Origin of the sequence: uncultured Veillonella sp. (assembly GCF_937981445.1) — a bacterium.
In the GTDB taxonomy this organism is placed as follows: domain Bacteria; phylum Bacillota; class Negativicutes; order Veillonellales; family Veillonellaceae; genus Veillonella_A.
Genome location: NZ_CALJON010000047.1, coordinates 1 through 14194 on the forward strand (window position 1 = coordinate 1; position 14194 = coordinate 14194).

The following is a 14194-nucleotide window of genomic DNA, read 5'->3' on the forward strand; positions in this document are numbered from 1 at the left end:
GACATTGTATCTGGTCGTGGTGCTACGGAAGATCAACTTAAAACCGTATCTGATGCTATAAAATCTGTAACTAATGGTACAGGACCTAATGCAACAGGTGGTTTTGCCTTGGCTGGTGAAAATAAAGATGCTAATGGCAAATTGATAGAAGCCAAACAAGATCTTGGCAAAGCAATCCAAGTTAAAGGTGGCGTAACTGAAGGAACCGTTACGAGTGAGAATACTACGGGCAGTTCTAATATTACAACTAAAGTAAATAATGGTGCTTTAGAAATTAGCCTAAATAAAGACATAGATTTAGGTAGCGCTGGGTCTGTAAAAACAGGTAATACTATTATCAATAATGCAGGCGTTACTGCAGATACCCTTAAGGCTGGCGAGACAATCATTAATAATGCGGGTGTAGATACTAACAAAGTAACTACTGGTGAAATTGCTATCAAAGGTTCTGATATTAGTATTACTAAAGATGGCATTAAGGCTGGTAACACACAAATTACTGATGTAGCTAGTGGTGGCGATAAAAATGCTGATGGCACGTATAAAACAGATTCAAAAGGCAATCAAGTTTACTCTGATGCAGCGAATACAAATGCAGCTAATATTGGGGATGTGAAAAACATTGCTGGTAGTGAAGCAACAAAAGCAGCAGATGCTGTTCGAGCGCAAAGTGGTAAGAATATTACCGTGGACCCTACAACTAATACAGTAAATCTTAATGATTCTATTACATTAGGTGAAGGAAATAGGGCAATTACTATTGATGGTAAAGATACCGGAACCATTACAGTAGGTGGCCAAGCTGGTATTACAGTGGGTAATCAATCAACACAAGCTATTGATGACAGTGGTAATGCTGTAGGTGCTCCACAAACAGGTCATTATGTGACTGGTTTAAGCAACACCACTTGGAATCCAAGTGAAGCTGGTATAGTTCCAGGTCGTGCAGCTACAGAGTCTCAATTGAAAGTTATTGATGACAAACTTAACGGGGGACGTGTATTTGCGGGTGATACTGGTAACGTTACAGTGGCCCTTGGTGAAAGCTTAAATGTCACTGGTGGTGCGACCGATACAGCTAAATTGACTGATGGCAATCTAGGTGTAGTTGCTGAAGGTAATACATTAGCTATTAAATTAGCTCAAAATATCGATTTAGGCAGTGAAGGCTCTATTGCTATAGGTAATACTACAATTAATGGTGATGGTGTGTCTTTAACTGAAGGTCCTTCGATAACTAGAGATGGTATTGATGCCGGCGGTAATCGAATTACTTCAGTTGCTCCAGGGGCTGTAGAAGAAGGTTCCACTGATGCAATTAATGGGGGCCAATTATTTGAAACAAATCAAGCAGTCAATGCTATTGGCGGTGCTGTTTCAAAATTAGGCAATCGCATTAATCGAGTAGGTGCTGCATCTGCTGCCTTGGCGGCGTTACATCCATTAGATTTCAATCCTGATGATAAATGGGATTTTGCAGCTGGTTATGGTAACTACCGTGGTGCTAATGCAGCTGCTGTAGGTGCATACTATCGTCCTAATGAAGATACTATGTTTAGTCTTGGTGGTAGCTTCGGCGGTGGCGAAAATATGGTCAATGCAGGTGTAAGCTTCAAATTAGGACAAAGCAGTGGTGTAAACAATTCTAAAGTAGCCTTAGCTAAAGATGTACAAGCTTTAAAAGAGATTGTTAAAGCTCAAAGCGAACAATTACAGGCACAAAGCGCTGAAATTGAGCAATTAAAACGCGGCTCTGTTCCTATTGGCACAATGCCAAATGAAATGGCTAATGTAAACTTCTCTGATTTACCTCAAAATCATTGGGCCTACGGTTATGTTAAATCGTTAGCAGATAGAGGTTTATTAAAGGGGTATCCTGATGGGGAATTTAAAGGTGATCGTAACTTGACTCGTTATGAATTTGCGGCGGCTTTATATCGTGCCCTTCAAAATGGCGCACCGATGGACCGAGATATGCTAAAAGGGATTCAAGAATTTAATTCGGAAATTACTTTGTTAAGCAATCTTGATCATAGCCGTGTGGATCGCGTGTCTGGTGAAGATGACGATCGTAATAAAGTTGAGCGTGTACGCATTAACAATGAAGATGACACAGTTAATAAAGTATTCCGCGATGTTTATGGTGGTAAAATCCAAAAGGATCAGTAAATTTACTTAGCTCCATAGGAAGAGTAAAGGCAGTAAGAACAGTAGAAGCAGTAAGCACAGTAAGTACACGAAGGTAGCATATGCATAGAAATATGAATACGCTTAGAAAGACGTGTAAGTGCAGAAACACATGGGCGCTGAAAGCGGTGTATGCTCGATAAGGTGTATACTCAATAAGGTGTATACTTAATAAGGCGTACACGTTCAGAAAGCCGTGTAAGTACAAAAAACGCACGTATACGTGCAGAAACGCATAGGCGCAGAAAGACGAAACCGTTTAGTAAGGCGCGTAAGCATAAAAAAAGAAGCCCTGAGAGGTATTAACTCTCAGGGCTTCTTTTTATGTACGATTTAATATATTTATTATAAATCGTTTATAGATTGGTTAGATGCAGCTTATTTGAAGAATTTGCCTGCTAGGTCGGTTAAGCCGCCTACAAGACCTTGACCAGCTTCAGTGTCACCGAAGGCGCTAGTTAAGCTTTCAACTAATGTTGTAAGTTGAGCTTGGTCAAGATTTTTTATGTCATCAACACTTTTTACATCGAGGTTTTCAATGTTGTTTACTACATTCATAAATTTTTCTTGATCGACTTTAAAATAAGAACTGGCCATTTCTACTAATTTTTCTTTAATCATAAGAGCCTCCTAAAGGTACAATAGATAAAATAATACTTAAATAATACTTAAATAATACTTAAATACGAGAATATTACAATATTACGTAGAATAATAGCTATTAAAAGCATATATAATAGTTATATTATATCATAAAATAGAAAATATATCGAATAAATTAGATGCAGTTTTCTTAAGAGAAGACTCTTCATTGCATGTACATACGAGCTGTGATAAACTAAATACATACGTAAGACAGGGGCTTTGGCATTGCTAAAGCCCGTTTTGTCGTTGCATCAAATCAAATGGAGTTATTCATGGAATCATTACAAGAATTATTATATAAATATCCTGCCTATAAAGAGGCAGAGCAGGCTTTTGAGACTAAGGGCAAGCATATTATATATGGCCTTGGAGGTTCTCAAAAATCCTTTATTTACAGTCAGGCCATTCGCCGCATGGGGATGAAGCCTACCATCATTATTGTGCATGATAAAGAGCATAAAGAGCGATGGGAGCGGGACTTAGCCTTCCTATTGCCTCAAATTGAGGTAGTGCCGTTTCCGATTACTGAAAAGGTTGCCTTCATAACGGCTGCGCGAAGCCTAGAGAATCAAGCTCTTCAAATGAGAGCTTTAGGAAAATTATTAACTAAGAAGCCCGTTGTTGTGGTAGCCACTATTGAAGAGGCTACGCAATATATATTGAGCCCTAAGGAATTAAAAGAATATATTATTAACCTTGATTTACATGAGGAAGTAAATCGTGAAACATTATTAGAAAAATTAGTGGCTAGCGGTTACGAGCGAACAGACCAGGTGGAACAACGTGGTCATTTTAGTGTGCGCGGAGATATTTTAGATATATATCCAGTTAACAGTGATAATCCGTACCGAATTGAATTTTTTGATGATGAAATAGATACGATTCGCATTTTCTCCCGTGATACCCAGCGATCTATTGAAGTCGTGGAAGACTGTACTATTATGCCTTTTAATGTGCATGGAGATAATCAAGTAAGTGCTGATGCTATAGAGGAGACGGATTCGTTACTTTCCTATGGTAGTGAAGGGCTTGTGATTTATGATGAACCAAATCGTTTACAAGATACATTAAAGGGTTTTTTAAAGGAAGATGCTACCCACAGGGCACATCATATGACTTGGTCGGAACTGTTAAATACGGCCCAGGCTTATAGTGAAGTGGGATTCAACTTCTTACAGCAACGCATTAGCTCTTTTGGTACTAGTCACACTGTGGGGCTACAAGGTAAGTCGATGATTTCGTTTGAACGCCAAATTCCGCTCTTAACTGATGAAATTAAGGCATGGCAGGAGCGAGGCCGTCAAATTATTTTAGTAATGAATAATCGTCAACGTCTAGACGGTATTGAGCGAGCTTTAACAGAGGCTCAAATAGAATATGAAAGAGGCGACGAGCTAGCTGCTACGAACCACAAGGTACTGATTGTGGAAGGTTTATTAACGGATGGCTTTGAATTGCCTCACTGTGATTTAGTGGTCGTAACAGAAGGCAATATTTTTGGTCAGCAAAAGAAGAAACTTCGGAAGAAAGCGGCCAAAGGGCAGGAAATTACCTATTTCAGTGATTTGACCCTTGGCGATTATGTAGTGCATACCGTACATGGTATTGGTAAATATGTGGGGCTAAAAACAATTGAAACTGAGGGGATTCATAAGGATTACATTGAAATTGCCTATGCAGGTACTGATCGACTGTATTTGCCTGCAGATAATCTAGACCAATTACAAAAATACATTGGCAATGAAGGTGATGTGCCTAAAATTCATAAAATGGGCGGCCGTGAATGGGGCAAAGTGCGTCAAAAAGCACAGAAATCCATTGATGATTTAGCCGAGAAGTTGGTCCAGCTCTATGCGGAGCGTGAAGTGGTAGAGGGCTATGCGTTTTTACCAGATCAACCGTGGCAGCAAGAGTTTGAAGAAGCCTTTCCTTATGAAGAGACGGAAGACCAATTGCAAGCCACCCGTGAAATTAAAGCATCCATGGAAAAACCAACTCCTATGGACCGCCTCTTATGTGGCGATGTAGGCTTTGGTAAAACAGAAGTGGCCATGAGAGCTATTTTTAAGGCTGTTATGAGTGGCAAACAAGTAGCTGTGTTAGTCCCTACTACAGTATTGGCGCAGCAACATTATCAGACCTTTTTAGATCGCATAGGTGCTTTTGGTGTACGTGTTGATGTACTCAACCGTTTCCGTAGTGCAAAAGAGAAAAAAGATATTATTAAAAGGGCCAGTGAAGGCGAATTAGATGTACTTATTGGGACGCATGCCTTATTAAATAAAAAAGTAACATTTAGAAATCTAGGTTTACTGGTAGTTGATGAGGAGCAGCGATTTGGCGTGGCTCAGAAAGAAAAATGGAAGAGTTGGGCACAGTCTATTGATGTATTGACTTTAAGTGCTACACCGATTCCGCGCACCTTGCATATGAGTTTAGTGGGGGTTCGAGAAATGAGCGTTATCAATACACCTCCAGAAGAACGATTGCCAGTACAAACCTATGTTGTTGAATACGATATGAAGCTTATTGTTGATGCCATTCGAAGAGAAATACAGCGCGGTGGACAGGTTTATTTTGTGTACAATCGGGTCGCTTCTATTGGACATATGGCGGAATTACTAGAACAGGCTATGCCAGATTTGCGCTTTGCCATTGCCCATGGTCAGATGACAGGGGCTCAGATGGAAAGTATTATGGTGGACTTTTATGAAGGGCAGTATGACTTATTGCTCTGTACTAGCATTATTGAAACAGGGCTTGATATACCGAATGCGAACACCATTATTGTATATGATGCAGATCATTTAGGTTTGTCGCAACTGTATCAAATGCGCGGTCGTGTGGGGCGTTCTCGTCGTCGAGCTTATGCTTATTTTATGTATAGACCTGATAAAATGCTCAGTGAAACGGCGGAAAAGCGCTTAAAAGCGATTGAAGAGTTTACTGAGTTAGGGGCTGGCTTTAAGCTAGCTATGCGAGACTTAGAAATTCGTGGGGCCGGTAATTTATTGGGCTCTCAGCAACATGGCAATATTGCTTCCGTAGGCTTTGCCTTATATTGTTCTATGCTCGAAGAAGCCATTGCTAAAGCACAACATAGAGAGGTAAAACCAAAAGAATTGGCAGCGCCAAGTATTAATCTGGAAGTAGATGCTTTTATAGATGATGCGTACATTAAAGATAGTGCGCGAAAAATTCAAATTTATCAACGACTATTACAAATTCATAGTCTTAGTGAATTACGAGATTTTACTGATGAATTAATCGATCGTTTTGGCACCCCTACAGATCCAGTAAACCGCTTGTTGCAATTAGCTATGCTTAAGGAAAAGGCCCGGGTTATTGGCATAAAAAGTATTGTTAAACGCAATCAATTACTCACATTTGTCTGGGCTGATGATTCAAAGATGAGCGAATGGGATATGGGTGCTGTGCCTGCTAAAGAATGGGATCGCATGAAGGTACTTGATACAAAACCGGCTAGCCTTACCTATCAGCTAGCGGGGTTAACAGCACCCATTCAGGTGGTCTGTGACAATGTATTAAATGAATTAAGTAAGCGTGAATCCACGGTGGAAGCCAGTGGTGTTGAATTAAGTAAAGATGCTCATATGAAGGCGGCTACAGGACAGGCGGCGGAGTCTAACAGAGGGGCGAATCGCCCAGTACGTCATTAAGGAGGGACCGATGAATCGATTTTTAAAAGGGGCTATGATTTTAACCTTAGCTGGCATTATCGTTAAAATTATTGGCGCCTTTAGTAAAGTTCTTATCGCCCGTATTTTAGGTGGTGAGGGCATTGGCCTCTATCAAATGGCCTACTTGCTGTATCAAATCATAGTGAGCTTAGCAACAGCTGGATTACCCGTTGCCATATCAATTATGGTGGCAGATAAATTAGCCCATAAAGATATGCGCGGTGCTCATAAAATTTTCAAAGTATCTGGTGTTGTTTTATTTTTACTCGGTTCATTTTTTAGCTTAGCACTCTTTCTGAGCACGCCCTGGCTCATTGAAGCAGGATGGCTGGCTGACCCACGAAGTAGTTATGCTCTTATGACCTTAACGCCAGCAATTATTGTGGTTACCTTACTGGGGGCATTTAGAGGGTATTTTCAAGGCTTTCAAGATATGTTACCAACCGGTGTATCACAAGTAGTAGAACAAACCTTGCGCGTTACTTGTATGGTAGGATTTGCTTTATTCTTACTACCTCATGGCCTTCCTATGGCTGCTGCAGGCGCCACATTAGCGACCTTTCCAGGGGTAGCAGGGGGGCTGTTGGTGTTATTGTATTTTTATTATCGCCAACGGCATCTGAGAGCCTCTTTAATTGCGGTTCAAGATGAAGCACAAGCTAGCGAATCGGCTTGGCAAATTATGAAGCGTTTATTTGTATTGGCTATTCCTGTTTCCATGGCTAATATTATGATGCCTATTGTGTCAGGTATTGATCTCAAAGTTGTGCCAGGGCGGCTTCTTGAAGTGGGGTATACGATGCGAGAGGCCACCACCTTATTTGGCTATTTAACGGGCATGGCCACGTCTTTAGTGAACTTGCCTGTCATTTTGACTACCTCTTTAGCAGCGAGTCTAGTACCAGCTATTTCTGAGGCCTATGCCAAACAGGACATGAAGGAGATTCAAAATCGCAGCCATGTGGCCTTAAAAATTACAAGTCTTATTACAGTACCGGCGTTTGTAGGACTTTGCGTATTGGCAACGCCTATTTCAGACATGCTGTATGCTACGCCTAATGCAGGGGGCCCCATTGCGGTTATGAGTTTAAGTATTTTCCTCTTAGGCATGCAACAAGTGACTACGGGAATTTTACAGGGCTTAGGACATACATCAATTCCGATGCTCAATTTATTGGTGAGTACGATTATTAAAATTCCACTTAGTTGGTATTTAACAGGGCTACCTGAATGGGGCATCAATGGTGCTGCTTGGTCTACTAATATAGATTTTGGCTTGGCGGCCTTGTTAAATATGATTTTTGTAAAGCGCTATATTAAATACTCCATTCCTTGGGTAGAAACAATAAAAATATTTTTCTCCGCCTTAGCTATGGGTGGTGCTACAGTAGTAGTATATTACTTCTTAAGCTCTTTAACAGGCAATGTAGTGGGGGTATTAGGTGCTATTATAGTAGCTCTTATCGTTTATAGTGCGGGCTTGCTTATTACCAAAGCTATTAAAGCCGATGAGTGGGCTGCTATGCCTTTTATAGGAAAACGAATAGCGGCTTTTAGGGCTAAAAAAGAATTACAATAAGAAGGTGATTGTATGAATAAAAATGAAATAGATGAGACGAATGTTAATCCTAATGCTAGTACAGATGCTGATACTAGGGATTTAAAAGGCCTTGATGGGGCTTCACTGGCTCCTCTTCGCAAAGTGGTAGCCGCTTTACGAGATCCTGAGGGGGGCTGTCCTTGGGATTTAAAGCAAACTCATAGTAGTTTGCGGCGTTATTTACTTGAAGAAGTGTATGAAGTATTAGATGCCATTGATAATCGCGATACTAATAATTTACGAGAAGAATTAGGCGATGTGTTATTGCAAATTATTTTTCATGCGCAACTTGCTGAAGAAAATGGATTATTTACAATACAAGATGTGATTAATGATGTGTCTGAAAAAATGATTCGTCGCCACCCTCATGTGTTTGGCGATGGAGCGACGGCTACTAATTTGTCATGGGATGAATTAAAAAGCCAGGAAAAAGGGCATCAACAGAGCAGTGTGCTCGATTCTGTATCAGTTGGTTTACCGGCGTTGCTAGGGGCTCAGAAGCTTCAAGAGAAAGCTGCAAAGGTTGGATTTGACTGGGATACAGAGCCGCCTGTGTGGGCCAAATTCGAAGAAGAAATGGCCGAATTTAAGGAAGCTATAGGAGAAAAAGACGAAGAAAATATGGAATTAGAGGCAGGAGATGTACTTTTTTCCTTGATTAATCTTTTCAGATGGTATAAAATAGGCGGTGAAAATGCACTAAACCGCACTAATAACAAGTTTAGACGTCGCTTTTTATACGTTGAAAAATGTGTAAAAGAAAGTGGAAAGTCTTGGGAGGAATTTTCACTAGATGAACTCGATGCGTTTTGGGACGCGGCGAAGGTGTTAGAAAACAAGCATTCGTTGTAATGGGGCATTGTGTCACATTGTATCTGAATGAAATACATTCTATTTTTTAAGGAGGTTCTGTCATGAACAAAACAGAATTAATCACAGTTGTTGCACAAAAAACTGAACTTAGTAAGAAAGATGCTGAAAAAGCAGTAAAAGCTGTATTTGAAACCGTTGCTGATGAATTAGCAAAAGGTGAAAAAGTACAAGTTATCGGCTTTGGTACTTTCGAAGTTCGTGACCGTGCTGCACGTGAAGGCCGCAATCCTTTAACAAATGCACCAATTAAGATTGCAGCTTCCAAATCCCCTGCTTTCAAAGCTGGTAAACAATTAAAAGAATTAGTTAACGCAGCAAAAAAAGAAGCAAAAGTTAAGCCTCGTAAAAAATAATTACGATGTGGCATTGAAGAAGAGACCCTTTTGGTACAATGTAGACTTGACTTTATCAGGTCTACACCAGGGGTCTCTTTTTTATTGCCTTGAAGAGAACGTAGTAGATGATTTCCTATTGAAGCTAGACGACTTAGTATTGAACTTACCTAGTTGCCCTTTTGAAGCGTGCGTTTTTATCAAGCCATACTTGCAATTATAAGGGGCATACTTTCTTCTTTATGAAAGAAAAAGTATGTTATAATACTTCATAGGGAAGGAGACTGTGAATGGACGATCAAAAGCAAGAACGCATACTGATTGTATCGGCTTCAATTGGCACAGGCCATACGCAAGCAGCGCGCGCTATCGAAGAGTATTGGGCTGAAAAGAATCCAGCAGCTCATATTACTCATGTTGATTTTTTAGATACAGATACATTTTCTTTTGATAATTTATTAAAAGAAACTTACATAAAGATGATTGACGTATTTCCTATGCTATATGATGTAATTTATCGTCTGTCGCAAGGAGATCGGAAGGGCAGTGCTGTTCAAACTGCATTGGCATGGATGTTGAAACGTCGTATGCTAAAGCTCATAAAACGGGAACAACCAGATGTAGTAATCTTTACGCATCCATTCCCTTGTGGCGCAGCCTGTATATTAAAACGACAAAACTTAATTGATGTACCACTAGTAGCTGTTATTACTGATTTTGAAGTGCATCAGTTTTGGGTATATAAACAAGTAGATGCGTACTTTGTAGGTAATGAACGGATGGTTCAAGAGCTCTGCGAAGCTGGCATTTCTGCTCATAAAATCACAGTTACAGGCATACCGGTGCGGCGGAGTTTTTTTGCACCCCGTGAAACACCTTATGATACGAGTGGACAAGTTACAGTTCTTATCATGGGTGGTGGTTTAGGCCTAGGCTGTTTAGAAACGGCATTACGACGTCTCGATGAGGTAAAAGGGATTGATCAGCTCATCGTAGTAACAGGACGCAATTCGGACCTATATGAAGGTCTTGTAGCTATGCAAAAGCATATGCATAAGCCAACGACCATATATGGTTATACCTTAGATATCGCTAAATTGATGCAGGACGCTACATTGCTAGTTACTAAGCCTGGAGGCTTAACCTGTATGGAGGCCATCACTGTAGGGCTTCCTATGGTGTTTTTTAGCGCCATTCCAGGACAGGAAGAGAGCAATGCTTCTTTCTTAGAGAAACAGGGCTATGCTCGTTGGGCCCGGGACATTCACAATCTTGAAGATGTGGTAACCGCCTTATTAAATAATCCAGAACGTCTTCATAAAATGGCCGAACTGGAAGGGCAATGGAAAATTGATGGGGCCAGCAATATTGTAGTGGCTGCGAAACAATTATTAAAAAGCGAAGCTCCTAAGGAGATAAAGTAATACCTGTTTGCTAATAAAGTAAGTATTTGCAATAGGGCAAAATATTTTGTAAAATAAATGTAATTTATATAGTTAGCTGTAGTTTTAGAGGAGGATTCATATGGACAGTGACACGTTAGAGTCATTTTATGAAAATTTAGGGTTTGAGTTAGTTGAAATTGATGATCGAGATACTTTGTTTTATCAAATCAGTGATAGCGGCGAGTATGCTACTATTACCGATGATAATGGAAATGTACCAGCGGGTTTAGATGAACCAATTATTTTTACCCTTTATGATGAAAATGATTCATTTCAGTGGAGTGTAACTATTGAAGACTCACATTATTTTGGCGAATTATTTACTCGTGTAGAAGATACAGAGGAATTATTATCCCATTTACAAGGCATTCGACAAGAAAATATTGCTCGTTACGACGAAGAAATGTAAGGGGCTCGAACACAGGTTAAGAAAAAAGTCCACCTTTTCTAAGGCGGACTTTTTGTTGTATATTGAAGGCAGGATATACCTTATTGAAGGTAGAATAGTATTATTGGAAGTAGGCGATGACTGACGGTAGGCTATTATCGAAGGTGAGCCTTTAGTATAGTTTATTAATTTTATTTCATAGAAAGGATGACACACAATGAGACATATTCGCGTATATTTTGATTTTTGCTGCCCTTATTGCTACAATGAGCATGAATTTTTAAAGGTCATCAAGAAAGAAACTAAAGAACCTATTGAAGTAGAATATTTTAGCTGGGAAATTCATCCTGATACTGCATTAGAAGGTATCGATTTCAATTTAAGCGATCCCTATGAGCATCAAAAGAAGCTCAATGAACTAGGTAAGCCGGTAGGGGCTACACCAGGGGATATGTTTAAGATTTACAATACGAAAAAAGCTCTTCAAATTCTTGAAGAAGCGATTAAACAGGGCGTACAAGAAGAGTATGTAGATCTTGTATTCCAAGCGTATTTTGTGGAACAAGTAAATATTGCTGATGATGCGGTTATTTTAAAACTTGCCGAAAAAGCAGGTGTAAAAGAGGCTCAAAAGGTATTGGCCGATGGGCGTTATTTAGATACGATTTTAGCTCATGATGATCATTGCATGAAAATAGGCCTTGAATATGTGCCAACCATTGAAGAAGATGGTAAGATTATTTTATCTGGCGCGCTTACCTTTGATGATATGAAAAAGGAATTTTTAAAGTAATCTATGAATATTTTAACATTACAAAATGTAGGACATTCCTATGGGACGCGGCGCCTTTTTGAAGGGGCCAATATGACCTTTACAGATAACAAACGAATTGGTTTAATTGGGGTTAATGGGACGGGGAAGTCTAGTTTTTTAAAATTATTAGCAGGATTACAAGAGCCTGAAAAAGGTAGTATTTTACGAAATGGCAAGGCGTCAATTTATTATTTGCCACAGGCCCCAGAGTTTGAGGAAGAGTCATCGATTTTGGAGAACATTTTCTTAGCTCATCATCCTGTATTAGGTTTGGTGCGGCAGTATGAAAAAGTTGCCCAAGAAGCACCAGGTAGTCCAGAGCATTTGCGTTTATTGCAGCGCATGGATACTGATGGGGGCTGGGATGTGGAACAACAGGGCCGTACGATTTTATCTAAATTAGGTTTTGCTGATTTAAGTCGTCCGGTAAAAATTTTGTCTGGTGGGCAACGCCGCCGTTTGGCATTAGGGCAAGCCTTACTATATCCTTCAGATCTACTTCTTTTAGATGAACCTACCAATCACTTGGATGAGGCAAGTATTGACTGGCTCGAAAAATATTTATTGGCCCGTAAAGGTGGCTTATTGATTAGTACTCATGACCGTTACTTCTTAGATGCTTTGAGCGATGAAATTTTAGAATTGTCTAATCATCATTTTTATACCTATGAGGGTAACTATGAGAAATTTTTAGCCTTAAAAGCGGATCGAGAAGAGCGCGAAGCGGCGAGTGCTGAAAAGCGTCGCCAATTTTTAAAGCGCGAGCTCGCCTGGGTACGCCGTGGAGCGCAAGCGCGGTCAACTAAGCAAAAAGCTCGGTTACAGCGTTATGAAAATCTCAAGAAACAAGAGGTGGTACGTCGCGCTGATACGATGGACCCGATTGCCTTAAAAAGCCGTTTAGGTAAAACTGTATTTGATATAGAGAATTTACACTTTGCATTTGATGACCGTCCTATAGTTGATGATTTTACGTACCATATGGGACGTCATGATCGCATTGGTATAGTGGGACCTAATGGGATTGGTAAATCCTCCTTTATGCGCCTATTAGATGGTACCTACGAGCCTTTACATGGTACTGTAGGGCGTGGTGAAACTGTGCGCATCGCTCATTTTAAGCAAGAATTGCCAGCTTTTGATGAAGATCAGCGTGTCCTTGATTATATTCGGGAAGACTATCGCTATATTGTATTGGCTGATGGCAGTACTTTAAGTGCCGGTCAGGCGCTGGAGCGCTTTTTGTTTACCCCAGAACTTCATGGTGTGCCTATCCGTAAATTGTCAGGGGGCGAAAAACGTCGCTTATGCCTCCTTAAATTGCTTATGAGTGCACCGAATGTGTTGCTCCTAGATGAACCGACTAATGATTTAGACATTCCCACGTTAGAGGTTTTAGAAGACTTTTTAGATACTTTTAGTGGCGTTGTAATTACCGTATGCCATGACCGCTATTTCTTAGACCGCGTAGTGGATAAATTATTTGTCTTTACTGGTGAGGGCCAAATTGAGATTATTCATGGCGCTTATTCCGAGTATAAAGATGCTCTAGAAGCTGGGAGAATAGAGCTTTATGGTGGCGCTAGTGAGACAAAGCATTCTAAACGGGAGGGGCGTTCTGAAAATGGAATGGCTATGACGTCTGAATCTGAGGCGGCGGTCATTTCTAAGGCTGAATCTATGAATACTTCCGAACCTGAAACTGTGTTTAGTTCTAGCATTGAGGCGGCTTCTCTTGGTAGTGCTAATGCTCAAATTCCTTCTAAAGTAGTTGAGCCAGCAGCGGTAAAGCCTTTAAATTTAGCGGAACAGGAAAAACTTTGTGCCTTAGAAGATGATATTGCCGAATTAGAAGGCCTATTAAAGGCATATGACGCTATGATAAATCAAAATTCAGGGGATTTTGAAGCGTTGCAAACTACTATGAAGGAACGGGCGCAAGTAGAAGCAAAATGGGAAGCTAAAACAGAGCGTTGGATGGAGTTGTCAGATCGTTTATAAGTTCTATATACAGTATTTTATTTTAACATAGATAGGGTTTATTTTTTCATGTATAAATTGCTATATTATGGGGATTTAATTAGTAAATGGCAAATTATGATGAAATTAGTAAATTTTCATAGCAGTAGTTACTTGGTCATTTGACTTTTTAACTACTGCTAATTTTTTGTTGCAATTTCAGTAATGATTTTTTGCTCTTTAACTTGAT

General features: G+C 40.0%; 10 protein-coding genes. 9 read left to right on the top strand and 1 reads right to left on the bottom strand.

The features are described 5' to 3' along the window. The coding region (locus Q0376_RS07525) for an S-layer homology domain-containing protein (RefSeq protein WP_298706061.1) at positions 1-2169 on the top strand (2169 nt) is incomplete at its 5' end. A 396-nt stretch (positions 2170-2565) separates the two neighbouring features. On the opposite strand, the gene Q0376_RS07530 is transcribed toward Q0376_RS07525, so the two are convergent. Then, positions 2566-2808 carry a hypothetical protein gene (locus Q0376_RS07530; protein ID WP_298706064.1) on the bottom strand — a complete coding sequence of 81 codons (243 nt, stop codon included), beginning with the start codon at positions 2806-2808 and terminating at the stop codon, positions 2566-2568. A gap of 296 nt (positions 2809-3104) precedes the next feature. Here Q0376_RS07530 and mfd point away from each other — a divergent pair, with 296 nt between their 5' ends. The 8 genes from mfd (at position 3105) to Q0376_RS07570 (ending at position 13986) form a co-directional block, all read left to right on the top strand. Next, a complete protein-coding gene (gene mfd / locus Q0376_RS07535; RefSeq protein WP_298706069.1) occupies positions 3105-6512 on the top strand; it encodes a transcription-repair coupling factor in 3408 nt (1135 codons plus the stop codon). Between the two features lie 10 nt (positions 6513-6522). Continuing rightward, a complete protein-coding gene (locus Q0376_RS07540; protein WP_298706072.1) occupies positions 6523-8112 on the top strand; it encodes a polysaccharide biosynthesis protein in 1590 nt (529 codons plus the stop codon). Between the two features lie 12 nt (positions 8113-8124). Next, the gene (gene mazG, locus Q0376_RS07545; protein WP_298706075.1) at positions 8125-8985 is read left to right on the top strand and encodes a nucleoside triphosphate pyrophosphohydrolase; all 861 of its coding nucleotides are present in this window, start codon (positions 8125-8127) and stop codon (positions 8983-8985) included. Positions 8986-9047: 62 nt separating this feature from the next. Continuing rightward, a complete protein-coding gene (locus Q0376_RS07550; RefSeq protein WP_298706078.1) occupies positions 9048-9359 on the top strand; it encodes an HU family DNA-binding protein in 312 nt (103 codons plus the stop codon). A gap of 269 nt (positions 9360-9628) precedes the next feature. Next, the gene (locus tag Q0376_RS07555; protein ID WP_298706081.1) at positions 9629-10762 is read left to right on the top strand and encodes an MGDG synthase family glycosyltransferase; all 1134 of its coding nucleotides are present in this window, start codon (positions 9629-9631) and stop codon (positions 10760-10762) included. Between the two features lie 100 nt (positions 10763-10862). Beyond that, on the top strand, positions 10863-11192 hold the full coding sequence (locus tag Q0376_RS07560; protein WP_298706084.1) for a hypothetical protein: 330 nt from the start codon (positions 10863-10865) through the stop codon (positions 11190-11192). A gap of 196 nt (positions 11193-11388) precedes the next feature. Then, on the top strand, positions 11389-11964 hold the full coding sequence (locus Q0376_RS07565) for a DsbA family protein (protein ID WP_298706087.1): 576 nt from the start codon (positions 11389-11391) through the stop codon (positions 11962-11964). Between the two features lie 3 nt (positions 11965-11967). Beyond that, positions 11968-13986, top strand: coding sequence for an ABC-F family ATP-binding cassette domain-containing protein (locus Q0376_RS07570; RefSeq protein ID WP_298706090.1), 2019 nt, complete (start codon positions 11968-11970; stop codon positions 13984-13986). The last annotated feature ends 208 nt before the right edge of the window (positions 13987-14194 follow it).